We start from the raw sequence: 18,300 nt of genomic DNA, 5'->3' as shown, positions 1-18,300 counted from the left end.
GTTCAAGCACCTATGGCCTTGTTTGCCGATGCGCGGATTGCAACGCTGAGCGCGCGCAAGGCAGCTTTTGCCTGCTGGTCGTGAACACTGGTGTAGAGCAGAACATCACGCGACGGCAGCGGAGGCAGGCCCGCCTGCGGCCCGATATCGATGGTTCCCGCTGGTGCAACCCGGCGCCCCAACGCCGCGACGGCCAGCCCGGCGGAAGCGGCTGCGCCGACCGTCATGACGCCGCCGCCAACGAAGGCTTCCGTCCACGGAATATGTGCCGCATCCAGCGCATCGGTAGCCATGCTGCGCACATTGCAAGGCGCAGCCTGTGTTGCCAGACGCAAGGGCTCACCTTTGCGATATTCAAAATCGGGCGTCGCCATCCATCCGAAGGTTTCTTCCAGTATTTTCTCGCCATCGCGACGGATGTTGTCATGGCGCAGGACAATGGCTGCGTCGAGAAGACCGCGCTCAAAATCTGCCAGCGTATCTCTTGAGGTGGCTATCCGCATCTCCAGCACAAGGCCGGGCTCGGCATTGCCCAGACGCTTCAGCAGCAAGGGCAGTTCTGCACCAACGATATGGTGACTGATGCCGACGACCAGATGACGAGGATCTAGGTCGAAACAGGCGATGGCCTCCTCATGCGCTGCCACCAGTGCGCGGGCACGCGGCAAGAAGGCGTCGCCATCGGCGGACAGGCGAACCAGCCTTGGCGTGCGCTCCAATAGCTTGCGCCCGATGCCGTCTTCGAGGCGCTTGATCTTCAGGCTCACCGCGGCTTGCGTTGTGTTAAGCGCCTCCGCCGCGCGGGTGAAGCTGCGAAGTTCGGCGGTCAGAACGAAGGCGCGGGCTGCCTCGATAACCAGTCCCTTCATGGATATACCATATCAATCTGTTATCATTGAAACATCCAATGATATTCTATTCAAATGTTCCGTCGATGGCTACCTTTCTTTGCGAGATGTACGATATGCAAGGACATGGGTCATGATTATTGCCAATTACGGCCATCGGTTGCCATCGAACTACGATATCAATCTGATCCGGGAACGGGCGCGCGAGCGCGGGAAACTATGGGATTCCACGCCGAGGCTGCTTTTCAAGGCTTTTCTCCTCCGCGAAAGTGGAGCACTCGGCGCGACGGCCAATCACTATTCGTCGCTCTATCTGTGGCAGGACGATGCGGGTTTTCGCGATTTCCTTGTCTCGGGCGCTTACAAGACGGTGACGGACAGCTTTGGCCGTGCGGATATTGCGACGGCCTTCGCACTTGATGCCCGCAAAGGTGCTGCGCGGGAAGCGCGCTTCCTCCATAAGGAAGAAATAGCGGTGCCGGTCGACAGTGAACTGACCGAGTTGATCGCCGCGGAGATCGAGCGCAATCGTCTGTTGGCCGGGAAGGCAACGACTGTGGCCGCTACCGTCGGTTTGGACCCGCTCAACTGGAAACTCACCCGTGTACTGGTTTCGTCGGAACTGCCAGCACCGACCGCGCAAGGCATCGCGTTTGAGGTTCTGCATTTCGCTCGCCCGCTTCTGGAGACTTTGCCGGGGGCAGACCTGTGATGAAGCGACAGAACGATGATGCGGATGCAGTTTCCGCAACACAGATATTGCTGGCCCATTGCGCGGCTATTCTTGCGACAACCCTTCTGGTGCTGGCCTTGGCCTTGGCGCTTGTTCCTATCGGCACAGCCCTGATGCCGTTGTGATCCGCACCAGAAGCCGCTTACATGCACAAAAATGGCCGGAGCTTGCACCCCGGCCATTTTCGTTTGGTCTCTCTATCTGCCTAATTAAGCGGCAAGAGCTTCATCTTCCGAGGTCGGAACTTCGGAAATGGTCTTCAGCACCTGGGAGGCGATCTGGTATGGGCAACCCTGCGAGTTCGGGCGGCGATCTTCAAGATAGCCCTTATAGCCGTTCTTGACGAAGGAATGCGGAACGCGGATCGAAGCGCCACGGTCTGCAACGCCGTAGGAGAACTTGTCCAGCGGAGCCGTTTCGTGCTTACCGGTCAGACGCAGATGGTTGTCTGGGCCGTAGACGTCGATGTGGTCCTGCAGGTTTTTGTCGAACTGCGCCATCAGCGCTTCGAAATAGTCCTTGCCGCCCACTTCGCGCATGAACTTGGTCGAGAAGTTGCAATGCATGCCCGAGCCGTTCCAGTCGGTGTCGCCCAGCGGCTTGCAATGGAATTCGATGTCGATTTCATACTGTTCGCAAAGGCGAAGCAGCAGGTAGCGCGCCATCCAGATCTGGTCGGCGGCGTTCTTCGAACCCTTGCCGAAAATCTGGAATTCCCACTGGCCCTTGGCCACTTCGGCGTTGATGCCTTCGTGGTTGATGCCGGCGGCGAGGCACAGGTCGAGATGTTCTTCAACGATCTTGCGGGCAACCGGGCCGACATTGCTGGAGCCTACACCGCAATAATATGGACCCTGCGGGGCAGGGAAACCGTGCTCAGGGAAGCCGAGCGGACGGCCATTCTGATAAAGGAAATATTCCTGTTCGAAGCCGAACCATGCATCATCGTCTTCGAGAACGGTTGCGCGGCTGTTCGATACATGCGGCGTGACGCCATCCGGCATCATGACTTCGCACATCACAAGCACGCCGTTCGTGCGGGCCGGATCAGGATAGATGGCGACTGGCTTCAGTACGCAATCGGAGCTGCGGCCTTCAGCCTGCATCGTCGACGAACCGTCGAAGCCCCAGAGCGGCAGTTGCTCGAGCGTCGGGAACGCATCGAATTCCTTGACCTGTGTCTTGCCACGCAGGTTCGGTGTCGGAGTGTAACCGTCTAGCCAAATGTACTCGAGCTTATACTTTGTCATCGCCTAGTCTCTTTTATGATGGGTATTGAACCAACACAGTAGGGGCAGCCACCATCAATATGCTCTTCCCTGCTTCTGCCTATTGAAATGCAAGTGTCATGCCAGTTTCACAAAGGGCGAGTTTTTTGTCGGGATGGCCGGTCTATATGTTTGAAAAGACGGCATTTATTGATGAGCAAAAATTTTGGTCTCCATCCCAAGGGTGGGGACTGGAGACCAGCCTGGCAGGCAATGGAGAAGCTTTGAGAATAGAGGTGATTATAATTTAGGCATTCGTCTAAATAATCGCCATTTCATGGTGGTGCATTAAGCGCCAATAAAGGGCGAAGCCGAAGCCCCGCCCTTTATTGCATGCATTGCGTGGCGCTTTCGCTTTATGTCGGTCGAAAGGCATCAGAGCGTGTTCTTGTGAATGCGCCCGTCCTTCATAATGACCGCCATAGTCTCGGCTGGCTTTTCCAAGGCGTGGATATCTTCAAGCGGGTTGGTGTTTAAAACCAGAATATCTGCAAGCGCTTCCTTCTCAATAACGCCGAGCTTGCCCGGATAAGGGTTGCGCAAATTGGAAAGGGTGAGGAGTTCCGCATTGCCGGATGTTGCCATGCGCAGTGCCTCGGCATTCGAATACCACTGGCTGAGATGGGTGAGCATGAAGCTCTGCCGTGGCGCCAGCTGGGGTGAAAACAAGATGTCTGAACCCCAGGCGGTTTTGACCCCGTGCTTCCGGATCAGTTCATACATCTTGGGCGTTGCGGCAAACAGTTGCTCTGCTCTTTCGGCGGAGGGACCGCTTAGCGTCCCGGTATCCGCCGCGCTCATGAATGGCTGCGTGCTGAGCCAGACATTCTTGTCGACAAACATCCGTGCGGTTTCATCGTCCATCAGATGCGCATGTTCGATACAGCCCACGCCGACATTGAGCGAGCGTTGTACGGTGTGGGGTGCATAGGCATGCACGGTCATATAAGTGTTCCAGTCGCGCGCCACGTCATTGGCGGCGCGTATCTCGTTTTCGTCGAAAGTCGACATATCAAGCGGGCTACGCGGAGATGAAACGCCGCCGCCGCCGACCAGCTTGATCTGAGACGCGCCCTGCATCAATTGCTCGCGCACGCGCATCTTGAGGCTGCCCGCATCGTCCACGATAGCCGCGCCGCCGATCTTCTCGCCGAGGCTGAGTTCGTTTCCGCTACGTGGAACTTCAAAAGGCATTCTCAGATCACCATGTCCACCCGTCGTGGTGATCATCGCGCCGGATGGATAAATGCGCGGCCCCGGAATGATGCCGTTATCAATCGCCTGTTTAAATGTGAACACCGGACCGCCCATGTCGCGAACGGTGGTAAAGCCGCGCTCAAGCGTGCGAGCGGCTTCCGCCGTTGATGAGGCGAATATGCCTGCGGGATCGCCGGTCAGCAGGACATTCAGCGGAACGGCTGCATAAAGAGTGTGCCAGTGTGCGTCGATCAGGCCGGGCATGAGAACGCGACCACCGCAATTCACCACGGTCGCATCGGCAGGTGGTGCACTGTTTGTGGTATCCACGGCGATGATCTTGTTGCCCTCGACCAGAATCTGGACGTCGTCGCGCAGGCTATCAGACTTGCCGTCGAACAGCTTGACCTGTCGGAACAAGATCTTGGTGGTTGCGCCTGTCGTCTGGGCATAGAGTTTTCTCGGGGTCGCTGCCGCGATTGCCGTGGCTCCAAGCCCTGCAAGGAATGAGCGGCGTGAAAAACTGTCCAACCGGCGGGAAACCTGTTGCAAGGCGGGGCTGAGACAGGAGCAGCCGGAGCCATGGACGAAGGATTGGTACTTTTGTCCCAGCCGAAACATAACAATTCCTCCCTTGTTACCTGATCGGTAAATTACAATAGCATTGAATGCTATTCAGGTGCGTTCAACCTGGCTTCGTTCCAGATGATGCTTTCGGATTTTCTGTCAGGTCGCCGGGCGGTGCGTCCCAGAGAAGCGGCTTGTCATTCGACATCAGTGTGGCGATCCACGCCAGTGATGGCGATGCGGCGCAAAAGACAATGACGGCGATCAGGATCGGAACGCCGATGAAAGCGCCCGCTATGCCCCACATGAAGCTCCAGAAGAAGACGGCGAATATAACCGCGAATGGCGAGATCGACAGCGACGCGCCAGCCAATCGCGGTTCAAGATAGCTGCCAATGACAAACTGGATGACGTTGAGGCTGAGAAACACCACGATGGCAAATTGCCAGGAGTCGAACTGTACAATGGCGAACAGCGTCGGCAATGTCGTCGCAAAGAGCGGGCCGAGCACAGGGATATAGTTGAAGGAGAAAGCAATTGCGCCCCATGCGGTCGCCAGTTCCAGCCCTGCGCCAAGCGCGAAAAGCCAGACAATCAGGCCGGTAAGCACGCTGGCGAATGTGCGCACCAGCATATAGCGCCGCAGTTTCGCGCCGATGATGCGGTCGCAAAGCAGGATGGTCTTACCATAGGGCTGGGCATAGGGCGAAGTGAGGCGCTTGTTGAAGTCATCGACTTCCAGCAAGCCCAGCATCAGGAAGATGAAGACGAGAAGCAGGAAGCCGGCAAAACTGTTCAGCCGTCCCGCCATGCCCTGCATGAAGCGGACGACCCACAGAACATCGAAGCGGTCTGCCAATGGCCCGACGAGCGCAATGCCATGCTCCTCCAGCCAGTCGGTCCAACCGAGATAAATGCTCTGCAAACGGTCGGCGTTCACGAAGAACCATTGTCCGAGTTTGCTGATACCCCAGACGAGCGACGACCCGACGGCGATCATCACCGCCATGGAAACCACGAGGGTTATCAGCAAGGCAAGGCCGCGCGGCATATAGCGTTGCAGGATGGACTGGCACGGCCAGACCATGGCGATGATGAACAGCGAGAAGACAAGCGGCGCGAAAACCGACTGCGCCACATACATCAAGGCAAGTATAAGTATCGCCGGTACGATGACGCCGACTGTCCGCGTGCTTTCTGTCATGCGACGGGCACCTCGCCATGGGTTGGCGTGGTGCTGAAGCAAATCCGGTCAGTTCGACAGCGACCTGTCATGACCGCAACTCAGTAGTCGACAGCGTCGCGAATGATCGGGCAGGTCATGCAATGGCCGCCGCCGCGTCCGCGTCCGAGTTCCGCGCCGGTGATGGTGATGACCTCAATGCCTTGCTTGCGCAGCAGTGTGTTTGCATAGGTGTTGCGGTCATAGGCGAAGACCACGCCGGGGGAAGCGCAGACCAGATTGGCACCGCTGTCCCATTGCGTGCGCTCGCGCATGTAATCATTGCCGCCGGTTTCGACGACGCGCATCTTCTTCAGGCCCAGCGCATCGCGAACCGTATCGACAAAACTGCCCTTGTCCTTGTGCAGCTCGACGCCGCCCTTACCGTCAGGACGATAGGAGAAGGCATCGATTCCGTCGACAATATCGGGATAGATCAGCACGCAATCCCGATCAGCGAAGGTGAACACCGTATCGAGATGCATTGCAGCGCGCAGTTTCGGCATGGCCGCGACGATGACGCGTTCCGCCCCACCTTTCGCGAACAGGGCTTGCGCGACCTGACTGATCGCCTGCCGGGAGGTGCGTTCACTCATGCCAATGAGCACATTGCCCTTGCCGATAGGCATCACATCGCCGCCTTCCAGCGTGGCCAGGCCCCAATCCTTCGTCGGGTCGCCCCACCAGACATTGACGTTACCTGCAAAGTCGGGATGGAACTTGTAGATGGACGATGTGAGAATTGTCTCTTCATGACGGGCGGGCCAGTAGAGCGAATTGAGTGTCACGCCGCCATAAATCCAGCACGTCGTATCGCGTGTGTAGAGCGTGTTGGGCAGCGGTGGCAGCAGATATTCATTGGCCCCGGCGGCATCGCGGATCAGCGCAAGCTGCTCGCCGCCAATTGCCTCGGGAAACTCGGTCGTCGACAGGCCGCCGATCAGCGTTTCCGCCAGTTCGCGGTTGGACAGGCCTTCGAGATAGGAGCGTACTTCATCGATCAGGCCGAGCCCGATCTGGTTCGGTACGATCTGATGGTCGAGAATCCACTTCTTGGCTTCCGGTACGGCCAGCGTTTCGGCAAGCAGATTGTGCATCTCCAGCACTTCAATGCCGCGATCACGCATCTTGGTCATGAAGTCGAAATGGTCGCGCTTGGCGTTATCGACCCACATGACATCATCGAACAGCAGGTCGTCGCAATTGCTGGGCGTCAGGCGCTGGTGGGCGCGCCCCGGCGCACAGACAAGCACCTTGCGCAGTTGACCGACTTCAGAATGTACACCAAGCGGAGTGTCGTTTGTCATGGTGCTTGAACCTCCCTACGCGTGATTATTCGCCGATTGAGTCAATGTGTGATGAGGCCTGTCACCAGACCGTAGAACCCGATCAAACCCGCAAGCACGGTTATGCCGAAGATGACGAGTTCTACCTTGGTGAAGAGCTGCACTTTCTGTTCGCGCCGTGCCCAGAAATAGAGGATCGTGCCCGGCACGAAGAGAACCGCCACGAGCAGCACATATTTGAGCCCGGCGGCGACGAACATGAAGATCGTGTAGATGGCCGCAATCCAGGCAAAGGTCTGATCGCGTCCACGTCCGCCCTCGCCGGGTGCGTAACCTTCACCACGACGGGCAACCAGGATGCCGTAACCGGCCACGAGCAGATAAGGCAGAAGCGAGGTCACGCTCGTCATGTCGAGCATGAAGTTGAAGGCATCCTGCGACCAGTAGGTCGAGATGACGAACAGCGAGACGACGATATTGGTCAACCACAACGCATTGGCCGGAACCCGGTTGTTGTTTTGCGCGGCGAACATTTTCGGCATGTCTTCCGATTTCGCGGCGGCAAACAGAACTTCGGCGCAGATCAGCGACCATGCGAGATAAGCGCCGAGAACCGAGACCAGCACGCCAATCGAAATGAACACCGCACCCCAATGGCCAGCCACTGTTTCAAGAACGCTGGCGAGCGATGGTTGCTGGACGGCGGCAATGGCGGATTGCGGCATGACGGCATAGGGCAGCAGCGTGACTGCAACCATCAGGCCCAGCACGCCGACAAAGCCGAGAATGGTTGCCGTACCCACATCTGAGCGTTTCTTGGCGAAGCGGGAATAAACGCTGGCACCTTCAATGCCGATGAACACGAAGACAGTAATCAGCATCGTGTCGCGCACCTGCGCGATCAGTGGTTTGGCGGGCATGTCCGGGCCGCCGAAGAAGTTCTCTGCAAACTGATCATAGTTGAATGCAAAGATCAGCACGAGAATGAAGACGATGATCGGCACGATCTTGGCCACGGTGACGATCGTGTTGATGAATGTCGCCTGTTCGACACCGCGCAGGATCATCAGGTGAAACGCCCAGATGCCGATGAGCGACACGACAATGGCTGGAATACTGCTGCCGTCACCGAAAATATCGGGAAAGAAACGGCCAAGCGTGGAGCCGATCAGCACCCAGTAAAACACATTGCCGAGACAACTGCCGAGCCAGTAGCCAAAAGCCGACAGGAAACCCATATAGTTGCCGAAACCGGCTTTGGCATAGGCAAAGACACCGGAGTCGATATCGGGTTTTTTCTCGGCCAATAACTGGAAGACGCGCGCCAGCATATACATGCCTGTACCAGCGATCAGCCAGGCAATGATGGCCCCGAACGGGCCGGTAGCCGCGCCAAAACGACCGGGCAGGTTGAAGATACCTGCGCCGACCATTGAACCCACAACCATGGCAGTGAGCGCGAGAAGCGGAAGTTTTTGATTGTCGCCTGACGCCATAGTCCCCTCTCATTACGAAACGAATAAGAACAAGATACGAAAGCAGTTCTGGGCAGATTATCGGGCAGTCTGATATGGGCGAAACTTAGCTAGAGCGGTTCCGGTTAAAACGGAAGCGTGGAGCCGCTCTATCTATTTGTTTTTAAGCATTATCCTACGCAAAACCGCTACGCACTTTTGCTGGAAATGCTCTGGGAAGTCCCTATATATTAGCTGTTCCGAAGCTACTGCATGTCAGATGATAAGTAAACCGCCAAGACGTCGATAGCAGACGCTAATAAGGCATATGTTTCAATCCGGTACAGGCATATTTAAGGATCAGTAGGGGCGTCGTGGCGTTCGTCAAGGCCAGTATCGGGAAATAAATACACTATAAACTTGTTCCCGTTGACGGTCTCGAGATCAGCGATTCCGGGGGTGGAAAAGTACTGTTGGAGAGCGCCTGTCAGCGGCGCTCCACCATTTGCGATTTGGCGATGACTTTGACCACCCAATCTGCAAAAACGCGCAGACGATTGCTGAGATGTCGGTTGGGCGGATAGACCAGATAAATCGGCATCGGTTCGATCTGCCAGTCTTCGAGGACTGGCCGCAACGTGCCTTTTTCCAGATCCTCCTGAACCATGAACAAGGGTGCTTGTGCGACGCCAAGACCCGCGCGGACTGCCGCCAGATAGGTGGTCGATTCATTGGCAGCCACAACATAGCGCCCGTTGATCTCGACTTCTTCTGTACCGCGTCTGAAGTGAAACGGCATTTGCTGCCCGGTCGAGGGGCGGAAATAGCCGACCGCATAGGTGTTGCTGGCGAGGTCCGACGGGTGCTGCGGCGTGGAACAGCGATCAAGATATTCGGCGGAAGCACAGGCGATGAAATGCATGTCGCCGATGCGCCGTGCGATCAGCGACTGGTCGGTCAACTCGCCGATGCGAATGGCGCAATCCACATTCTCTGCCACATAATCGACCGGGCGGTCCGATACGCCGAGGTCGATCTGGATATCGGGATAGCGCTGGTGAAACTCGATCAATGCGGGAATGACGATCAGATTGGCGACGGCGCTCGCCATTTCCACGCGCAGCCGACCTTTGGGCAGGGTCTGTGCGCTGGAGAGGCTGCCGTCGAGTTCCTGCAAATCGGCCAACAGGCGGGCCGCACGCTCATAGTAAAGTGCGCCGTCCGGTGTTACGAGAACACGACGGGTGGTACGATTGAGGAGTTTTGCGCCCAGATGGGCTTCCAATCCCTGAATGAGATTGCTGATGGTTGCCTTGGGCATGCTGAGTGACGCGGAGGCGCGCGTGAAGTTTCCGGTTTCGACAACCCGGAGAAAGGCGCGCATGGCCGAGAGTTGGTCCATTGATCAATAACCGTCATTGTTCGAGATTTTGGATAGTGTAACCAATCCAGGGGGACTATTCCAGATAATAGACAATGCTAATATCTGACCATGGCGGTTTGCCGCTAGACATGAAAGCTAAGAAAGATGTGCGAGAAGTTTACGGTTGAAACAATGCAGGCTGGCAATTGCGCCTGCACGGCACGCATTTATCGCGGCGCCAAATTGCTTTCACCGCCACCTGTGGTGCTGCATCTCCATGGTGGGGCTTTCTCGGCTGATTGTCCAGATGCCTGCGAGGGTGTCGCCGAAGCTCTTGCCGATGCGGGAGCGGTGGTCGTCTCGCCGGAATATTCGTCGGCCTGTCTCAACCCGTTCCCGGCGGCGCTTGAGGTGGCCTATGCCATTCTGACTTCGATGCGTGCGCGTTGCCCGGAATTTGCACACAAGAAGTCGATGCTGTTCGTTGCCGGTGAAGAGGCGGGCGGCAATATTGCAGCCGGTTTGGCGCTTATGGCGCGAGATCAGAATCTGACGGATCTCAAAGGTCAGATATTGCTTTCGCCCATGCTCGATCCTTGCCTTGCGACGGCATCTTTCCGCAAATACTGCCCGGAAAGTGCGGTGCAGACAATGTCGGATGGCTGGCAGCATTATCTGGGTCAGTGCGGTGGGTTTACCCATCCCTATGCCGCGCCTGCGCTGTGTACGCGTCTTGCCGGTCTGGTGCCGACACTGCTCGTCACCAGTGCTGAATGCCCGATGCGTGACGAAACCCAGGCCTATGCCGAGCGGCTGCGTCAGGCAGGCGTCAAGGTTCAGTCTCATGTCCTGCCGGGTCAGGCTGGCTGGATACCGGAAAGCACCGTGGCCGACCGCGAGTGGCCGCCACAAAAAGAAGTCCTTACTGGCCTGTTTTCGGATTTCTTCCGGCGGGCTGGTGCAAAAGCAATACCAGCATAACGTCAGTTCGAAAGGCCTCCCAAGCTTTGTTCTGACGATCAGAATGTAGCCGGCTTCGACCGGCAAGGAGATACAACATGACATCGATCATCGGACGCCGGGCCCTGTGGGGCGCCGGCCTGAGTATCCTATTGTCTGCAGCTGGCGGTGGCGCCATTCTCTTTGGCGCTCCCCATCTGAAGGCAGACGCAGCGACGGATATGTCAGCACCGCCGCCTGCCGTGCCGGTTTCAGTCGCCAAAGCGGAGTCGCGCCGCATTTCGACCTGGGAAGAATTTTCGGGTCGCCTTGAGGCAATCGAGCGTGTGGAAATTCGCCCGCGTGTCGGAGGCGCGATCCTGAAAGCGCATTTCCGTGAAGGGGCGCTGGTCAAGCAGGGCGATCTGCTTGTGACTATCGATCCTGAACCCTATGCGGCAGCGGTTGAAAAAGCCAAGGCCCAGGTTTCCGCCGAGGAAGCGCGCGTGGCGCTGGCCAAGACGGAGCTGGATCGCGGTCGCCAGCTTGTAACCACCCGCACGCTCGCCCAGAGCGGGCTGGATCAGCGGTCGAGCGCCTTTGACGAGGCGCAGGCAAGCCTGCGTTCTGCCAAGGCGGCACTTCGCTCCGCTGAACTCGACCTTCAATATACCGAAGTGCGCGCGCCGATCTCCGGTCGCGTTGGACGTCTGGAAGTCACCGCTGGCAATCTGGTTGCCGCCAGCTCCGCTTCGCCGGTGCTCACCACGCTTGTGTCGGTCGACCCGATCTATGCAAGCTTCAGCGCCAATGAAGAGGTTGTCACCAAGGCCCTTGCCAAGCTTGCCGCATCGCCGGGCGGTAGCGCTATTGAACGTATCCCCGTTCAGATTGGTACAGCCGCCGACGATGGCACACCAATTTCCGGACATATCCAGCTGATCAACAATGAAGTGGATGCCACTACGGGCACCATCCGGGTGCGCGCCGCCATCGACAATCCGGATGGCAAGCTCATTCCCGGTCAGTTCGTGCGCATTCGTTTCGGCGAGCCGGAACCGGACGAAAAACTGGTGGTGAGCGACCGTGCCATTGGCTCCGATCAGGACAAGAAATTTGTCTTCGTCGTGGGTGCGGACAACAAGGTGGAATACCGGCAGGTGGTGCTCGGTCGCAATTATGATGGCTTGCGCATTGTCGAAAGCGGTCTGAAGGCTGGCGAGAACATCGTCGTCAACGGCCTGCAACGCATTCGTCCGGGCGTGGTCGTCGCACCGCAGCCCGTCACTGAAACACTTGCCAAGAATTAACTGAAACGGCGCGTCTGACGACGCGCGCTAAACGCAAAAGCTCAGCCTATTCAATCCGCGAGAACGCATGTTTTCGCGGCACGGGAGAGTTTTCGCTCATCCGCCTAAAGGGGGATAAACAGATGAACTTCTCACGCTTCTTCGTAGACCGCCCGGTCTTCGCTGGCGTTCTTTCGGTTCTGATCTTCGTGGCCGGTCTGATCGGCATGACAGGTCTGCCGATTTCGGAATATCCGGAAGTCGTGCCACCACAGATCGTGGTGCGCGCGCAATATCCGGGCGCCAACCCTGCCGTGATTTCCGAGACCGTCGCTACACCGCTTGAAGAACAGATCAACGGTGTTGAAGGCATGCTCTATATGCAGAGCCAGGCGACAGCCGATGGCGTCATGACATTGACTGTCACTTTCGCACTCGGCACCGATCCTGATCAGGCGCAGCAGCTTGTGCAGAACCGTATCTCGCAGGCCGAGCCACGCCTGCCGGAAGAGGTGCGCACGCTCGGCGTCACCACCGCCAAAAGCTCGCCCGATCTCACGCTGGTCGTTCACCTCATCTCGCCCGATGGCCGATATGACGTGAACTATCTGCGCAACTATGCCGTTTTGAACGTCAAGGACCGCATCGCGCGTATTCCGGGCGTCGGTCAGGTGCAGATATTCGGCGGCGGCGATTATTCCATGCGCGTCTGGATCGACCCGCAAAAGGCAGCCGAGCGCGGACTTTCCGCGGGCGATATCGCAAACGCAATCCGGCAGCAGAATGTTCAGGCCGCCGCTGGCGTGATTGGTGCTTCGCCGAATGTTTCCGGTCTTGATCTTCAGCTTTCCGTCAATGCGCAAGGCCGTCTTCAGACACCGGAAGACTTCGCCAATATCGTCGTGAAGTCGGGCAGCGAGGGCGAAATCACGCGCCTTGGCGATGTCGCCCGCGTCGAGATGGGGGCTGCGGATTACTCACTGCGCTCTCTGCTCGACAACAAGCAGGCCGTTGGCATGGGCGTGTTTCAGGCGCCAGGTTCCAACGCTTTGCAGATTTCGGAAAATGTGCACGCGGCCATGGCCGATCTGAAGAAGACCATGCCGGAAGGCGTGGATTTCGACATCGTCTATGACACGACAGCATTTGTGAAAGCCTCTATCGAGTCGGTTATTCACACCCTGCTTGAAGCCATCGTTCTGGTGGTGATTGTGGTCATTCTGTTCTTGCAGACATGGCGCGCATCGATCATTCCGCTGGTCGCGGTCCCCGTTTCCATCGTGGGTACGTTCGCGGTCATGTATATGTTCGGCTTCTCCATCAATGCGCTGAGCCTGTTCGGTCTGGTGCTGGCCATCGGTATCGTCGTCGACGACGCCATCGTGGTGGTGGAAAATGTCGAGCGTAACATCGAACAGGGACTGTCGCCGGTGGAAGCGACCTATCGCGCCATGCAGGAAGTGTCCGGCCCGATCATCGCGATTGCGCTGGTGCTGGTTGCGGTCTTTGTGCCGCTGGCATTTATTACCGGCCTTACCGGCCAGTTCTATCGCCAGTTCGCGCTGACCATCGCCATCTCGACAGTGATCTCGGCCTTCAACTCGCTGACCCTGTCGCCAGCTCTCGCAGCCCTGCTGCTGCGTGGTCATGATGCGCCGAAGGATCGTTTGACCCGCATCATGGACAAGGCGTTCGGCTGGTTCTTCCGTGGCTTCAACCGCTTTTTCGGTGCAAGCTCGAATGCCTATGGTCGCGGCGTGGGCGCAATACTCTCGCGCAAGTCGCTGGTGATGGGCCTCTATGTCGTGCTGCTCGGCGTTACCTTTGTTCTGTTCCGTGCGGTGCCAGGCGGCTTCGTTCCAGCACAGGACAAGCAATATCTGATTGGCTTTGCGCAATTGCCGGATGCGGCCACACTTGACCGCTCGGAAGATGTCATCCGCCGCATGACGGATATTGCGCTCGACCAGCCGGGCGTTGCCAATGCCATTGCCTTCCCGGGCCTTTCGATCAACGGTTTCACCAACTCGTCGAATTCAGGCATTGTCTTCGTCACGTTGAAGCCGTTCGAGGAACGCAAGACGCCCGACCTGTCGGCAGGCGCTATCACCATGCAGCTGAATCAGAAGTTCGGCTCCATTCAGGATGCGTTCATTGCCATGTTCCCGCCACCGCCTGTGCAGGGTCTGGGTACAACGGGCGGCTTCAAGCTCCAGCTCGAAGATCGCAACGGGCTTGGCTTCCGTGCGCTTGACGATGCGACCAAGGCGTTTCTCGCCAAGGCCTATCAGACACCCGAACTGGCCGGTCTCTATTCGAGTTACCAGATCAATGTGCCGCAGCTTTATGCCGATCTGGATCGTGTGAAGGCACGGCAGCTGGGTGTGGCGGTGACCGATGTGTTCGAGACGTTGCAGATCTATCTGGGTTCGCTCTACGTCAACGACTTCAATGCATTTGGACGCACCTACAGCGTGCGCATTCAGGCCGATGCGAATTACCGCAGCCATGCCGAAGATATCGGCAAGCTGAAGGTTCGTTCGCAATCGGGCGAGATGATCCCGCTGTCGGCGCTGATGAAGGTGGAGCAGACCGTGGGTGCGGAACGCGCCATCCGGTATAACGGCTTCCTGTCTGCCGATATCAACGGCAATCCGGCCCCCGGCTTCTCGTCCGGTCAGGCGCAGGCGGCTGTCGAGCGGATTGCGCAGGAAACCTTGCCTCCGGGCATCGCTTTCGAGTGGACCGATCTGACCTACCAGCAGATTCTGGCTGGCAATTCAGGCTTCCTCGTCTTCCCGCTGGCGCTGCTGCTCGTCTATCTGGTGCTGGCCGCGCAGTATGAAAGCCTTGCTCTGCCCCTGTCGATCATCATGATTGTTCCGATGGGTATCATGGCTGCACTCACCGGCGTCTGGCTGACGGGGGGTGACAACAACGTCTTCACCCAGATTGGCTTGATCGTCCTTGTGGGACTATCGGCGAAGAACGCGATCCTGATCGTGGAATTTGCCCGCGAGCTGGAGCTTTCCGGTCGAAGCGTGGTGCAGGCCGCCGTCGAAGCCAGCCGGTTGCGTCTGCGCCCGATCCTGATGACCTCCATGGCCTTCATCATGGGCGTGGTGCCGCTGGTTACATCCACCGGTGCCGGTGCGGAAATGCGCTCCGCAATGGGTATCGCGGTCTTCGCGGGCATGATCGGCGTGACGGCCTTCGGCATCTTCATGACGCCGGTGTTCTATGTGCTGATCCGCAAGCTGAGCGGCGAGCGTCCGCTCAAGCATTCGGGCGCGAAGATCGAAGCACCGCATCTTGTGCCGGGCGAGTGATCGCAGCTAGAGCGGTTCCGGTTAAAACGGAATCGTGGAACCGCTCTAGCTATTTGTTTTTACGCATTATCCTACGCAAAACCGCTACGCACTTTTGCGGGAAATGCTCTAGCAGCAAAACAAAAGGGCCGGAGTGATCCGGCCCTTTTGTTATGGGTTATTGGCTGTCGCCGAAGGCGCGGATGATTGCATCTTTCGGACTGCCGCTGGCGATAAGCGCCGCCAGCAGAATGCGCGCCTGACCGGGACGAAGTGTGCGGGCGTGGATCGCACCTGCCGCAGCAAGATCGTGCCCACCGCCACCGCCGCCATAGCCCGGCGTCAACAGACCTTCCGGCACGCGGCTTGATACGACAACCGCGATGCCCTGTTCGGTGCAAACCCGTACGGCTTCGACAATCTCCGGCGTCGCATTGCCGGAGCCAAGCCCGGCGAGAACAATGCCGCGCGCGCCGGCTGCAACACTTGCCGCAACATGGATGGCATCGCAGCCGGGATAAATGGCAACCGTATCGACACGGCCATCGCCAATTTTTGACGGAAGCTGCACATCCGGCAGCACATCCAGCGCTCGTGCCGAATGAAATGCATCGGCGCTGTCGCTGCTGACTTTATAGGCACCCCATGCCGGAAGAACCCGACCGCCAAAAGCGATGAGTACGCCGCGTGCAGCGTTGTCGGAATCAATGGCAAGCCCGACCGCATCGGCAAGATTGGCAGGGCCATCGGCATGCGGATGATCGGCTGTAAATTGTGCGCCGGTGAAGATGACCGGCTTTGCAAGCCGGTGCTGGAGCTGCACCAGAAGCGCGGTCTCTTCCATGGCGTCGGTGCCATGCAGGACGACCACGCCATGGATGGCGGCATTGTTCAGCGCTTCGCCGACGGTATCGCTGATATGCTGCATGTCGGCCAGCGTGAGCAGCGACGAATCCTTCGCCATCAAGTCTATGGGGCGCAGATCAGCGTCGATATTCGGTATAAGCGCGAGCAGGTCTTCGCCGGATAATGTCGGCGTGCTTGCGCCATCTTCACCGCGTTTGCTTGCAATGGTGCCCCCGGTGGCGATGACCGCCACCACGGGCTTGTTCGGCGCTGTATTCACGTTTTCCTCACTTGCTCAGAGTGCTTGCGTCTATAGCACGTTCTGCGGCAAGTCGATGGATACGGTCGCGCATCAGATACCATCCGATGATGAGCACGGGGATGATGATCAGCAGCGAAGCGATGGTCATGGTACCGACCGGATAATCGAACGCCATCAGAACCAGAACGCCGAGAAGGAAAGCCAGTGTGAGGATGCCTGTATAGGGTGCGCCGAACATCCGGAAATCAGGCCGTTCGATTTCGCCGCGCCGCGCCAGATACCATAGCTTCAGCTGGCAGAGAACGATGACGCCCCATGCAGTGATAATGCCGAGCGCGGAGAGATTGAGCGCAATTTCGAAGGCATCTGAAGGCACGAGGGCATTGAGGACAACGCCGATCACCGTCACGACGGCGGTGACCGCGATGCCGACAAAGGGGACGCCGTTCTTGTTCATCTTGGCCAGAGCCGAAGGCGCGGAACCGGAAATAGCCATCGAATGCAGAATACGGCCTGTCGAATAGAGGCCCGCATTGAGCGACGAGAGAACTGCGGTCAGCACGACAAGGTTCATGATGATATCCGCACCCTCGACGCCGATCTTGCTGAAGAAGGTGACGAACGGGCTTTCGCCAGCGGAATAGGCCGTGTAGGGCAGAAGCAGCGACAGCAGCAGCACCGAGCCGACATAGAAGACCAGCAGGCGGAAGACGACGGTGCGGATTGCGCCGGGCATTACCTTGCGCGGGTCTTCGGTTTCGCCAGCCGTGGTGCCGATCAGTTCGATGGAGGCATAGGCGAAGACGACGCCCTGTATGATCACGAAGGCCGGTAATATGCCGTTCGGGAAGAAGCCCCCGCTATCGGTGATGATGCTGAAACCGGCGGCGTGACCGTCAATCGGTGTGCCGGAGACGACGAAATAAATTCCGACCACCAGAAAGGTGACGAGCGACAGCACCTTGACGAGACTGAACCAGAATTCCATCTCGCCGAAGACTTTCACCGACATCAGGTTCATCGCGAGCACGATGAGGAGCGCTGTGAGCGCAAACATCCACTGGTCGATGCCTTGCAGCCAGGGAACATAATGCTTGAAGAAATTCATGTAGAGCGCGACGGCGGTCACATCGGCCACCGAAGTCATCGCCCAGTTCAGCCAGTACATCCAGCCAGCGGCGAAGGCCAGCTTCTCGCCGTAAAACTCACGGGCATAGGAGACGAATGATCCCGAGCTTGGCCGATGCATGATCAGCTCACCCAGCGCGCGCAAAACCAGAAAGGCGAAGAAGCCGCAAAGCGCATAGACGAAAACGAGGGCAGGCCCCGCTTGCGCAAGTCGCCCACCAGCACCAAGGAAAAGCCCCGTTCCGATCGCTCCCCCAATCGCGATCATCTGGATTTGCCGAGGCTTCAGGGCCTTGTGGTAACCGCTATCCTCTTCGATGAAGATTTCACGTTCCGCCGGACTGGCTTTCACGGTTTCGATCGTCATTGCTCCTCCCAGGTAAGCGCTTTGCGGGCGCGTTTTCGATAGGACCATTCACAGCATGAATCGCCACTTAGGGCGCGCCGTTGGTCGTTCAATGGGGCGAGTCTCACCCCATTTTGAGGGTAATCTGTAAAGCTGTATGACAGATTAGAGGACGCGTTAACGCATATTGAAATTGGCGCGTCAAGTCACCGGTGCGCGCCGGTTGGCCCGCCGAAAGGTGCTG

General features: G+C 57.9%; 14 protein-coding genes. 5 read left to right on the top strand and 9 right to left on the bottom strand.

Annotated features, from left to right (window positions below):
• Nucleotides 1-2 precede the first annotated feature (2 nt).
• Nucleotides 3-869, bottom strand: coding sequence for a LysR family transcriptional regulator (locus FGI60_RS16625; RefSeq protein WP_138786142.1), 867 nt, complete (start codon nt 867-869; stop codon nt 3-5).
• A 112-nt stretch (nt 870-981) separates the two neighbouring features.
• On the opposite strand from FGI60_RS16625, the gene FGI60_RS16620 reads away from it, so the two are divergent.
• Both FGI60_RS16620 and FGI60_RS26315 read left to right on the top strand, forming a co-directional pair.
• On the top strand, nt 982-1,560 hold the full coding sequence (locus tag FGI60_RS16620; RefSeq protein WP_138786141.1) for a DUF4865 family protein: 579 nt from the start codon (nt 982-984) through the stop codon (nt 1,558-1,560).
• Nucleotides 1,560-1,706, top strand: coding sequence for a hypothetical protein (locus tag FGI60_RS26315; RefSeq protein ID WP_171058789.1), 147 nt, complete (start codon nt 1,560-1,562; stop codon nt 1,704-1,706). Before FGI60_RS16620 ends, FGI60_RS26315 begins: the two co-directional genes overlap by 1 nt.
• Nucleotides 1,707-1,790: 84 nt before the next feature.
• Here the strand turns inward: FGI60_RS26315 and FGI60_RS16615 are convergent, their stop codons facing one another.
• The 6 genes from FGI60_RS16615 to FGI60_RS16590 form a co-directional block, all read right to left on the bottom strand.
• Nucleotides 1,791-2,831 (bottom strand): glutamine synthetase beta-grasp domain-containing protein, encoded by a 1,041-nt coding sequence (locus tag FGI60_RS16615; protein ID WP_138786140.1) that lies wholly within the window; start codon nt 2,829-2,831, stop codon nt 1,791-1,793.
• Nucleotides 2,832-3,224: 393 nt separating this feature from the next.
• On the bottom strand, nt 3,225-4,667 hold the full coding sequence (locus FGI60_RS16610; RefSeq protein WP_138786139.1) for a metal-dependent hydrolase family protein: 1,443 nt from the start codon (nt 4,665-4,667) through the stop codon (nt 3,225-3,227).
• A 64-nt stretch (nt 4,668-4,731) separates the two neighbouring features.
• A complete protein-coding gene (locus FGI60_RS16605) occupies nt 4,732-5,817 on the bottom strand; it encodes an AI-2E family transporter (RefSeq protein ID WP_138786138.1) in 1,086 nt (361 codons plus the stop codon).
• 80 nt (nt 5,818-5,897) lie between these two features.
• A complete protein-coding gene (gene arcA / locus FGI60_RS16600) occupies nt 5,898-7,142 on the bottom strand; it encodes an arginine deiminase (RefSeq protein ID WP_138786137.1) in 1,245 nt (414 codons plus the stop codon).
• Between the two features lie 41 nt (nt 7,143-7,183).
• Complete coding sequence (locus FGI60_RS16595) at nt 7,184-8,617, bottom strand: basic amino acid/polyamine antiporter (protein ID WP_138786136.1); 1,434 nt, start codon at nt 8,615-8,617, stop codon at nt 7,184-7,186.
• 445 nt (nt 8,618-9,062) lie between these two features.
• Complete coding sequence (locus tag FGI60_RS16590) at nt 9,063-9,977, bottom strand: LysR family transcriptional regulator (protein WP_138786135.1); 915 nt, start codon at nt 9,975-9,977, stop codon at nt 9,063-9,065.
• A 126-nt stretch (nt 9,978-10,103) separates the two neighbouring features.
• Between FGI60_RS16590 and FGI60_RS16585 the strand changes: the two genes are divergently transcribed.
• From FGI60_RS16585 to FGI60_RS16575, 3 genes are all read left to right on the top strand, one after another.
• On the top strand, nt 10,104-10,919 hold the full coding sequence (locus FGI60_RS16585) for an alpha/beta hydrolase (protein ID WP_138786134.1): 816 nt from the start codon (nt 10,104-10,106) through the stop codon (nt 10,917-10,919).
• Between the two features lie 77 nt (nt 10,920-10,996).
• Nucleotides 10,997-12,187 carry an efflux RND transporter periplasmic adaptor subunit gene (locus FGI60_RS16580; protein WP_138786133.1) on the top strand — a complete coding sequence of 397 codons (1,191 nt, stop codon included), beginning with the start codon at nt 10,997-10,999 and terminating at the stop codon, nt 12,185-12,187.
• Nucleotides 12,188-12,309: 122 nt separating this feature from the next.
• On the top strand, nt 12,310-15,495 hold the full coding sequence (locus FGI60_RS16575) for an efflux RND transporter permease subunit (protein WP_138786132.1): 3,186 nt from the start codon (nt 12,310-12,312) through the stop codon (nt 15,493-15,495).
• 157 nt (nt 15,496-15,652) lie between these two features.
• Here the strand turns inward: FGI60_RS16575 and FGI60_RS16570 are convergent, their stop codons facing one another.
• Nucleotides 15,653-16,600 carry an asparaginase gene (locus tag FGI60_RS16570; RefSeq protein ID WP_138786131.1) on the bottom strand — a complete coding sequence of 316 codons (948 nt, stop codon included), beginning with the start codon at nt 16,598-16,600 and terminating at the stop codon, nt 15,653-15,655.
• 7 nt (nt 16,601-16,607) lie between these two features.
• Nucleotides 16,608-18,077, bottom strand: coding sequence for an amino acid permease (locus FGI60_RS16565; RefSeq protein ID WP_374843529.1), 1,470 nt, complete (start codon nt 18,075-18,077; stop codon nt 16,608-16,610).
• Between the last annotated feature and the right edge of the window lie 223 nt (nt 18,078-18,300).

The sequence above is a fragment of the Brucella haematophila genome, assembly GCF_005938105.1.
GTDB classification, from domain to species: domain Bacteria; phylum Pseudomonadota; class Alphaproteobacteria; order Rhizobiales; family Rhizobiaceae; genus Brucella; species Brucella haematophila.
The sequence above is the reverse complement of the archived record's forward strand: the minus strand, read 5'-3'. Positions and strand labels throughout refer to the sequence as shown.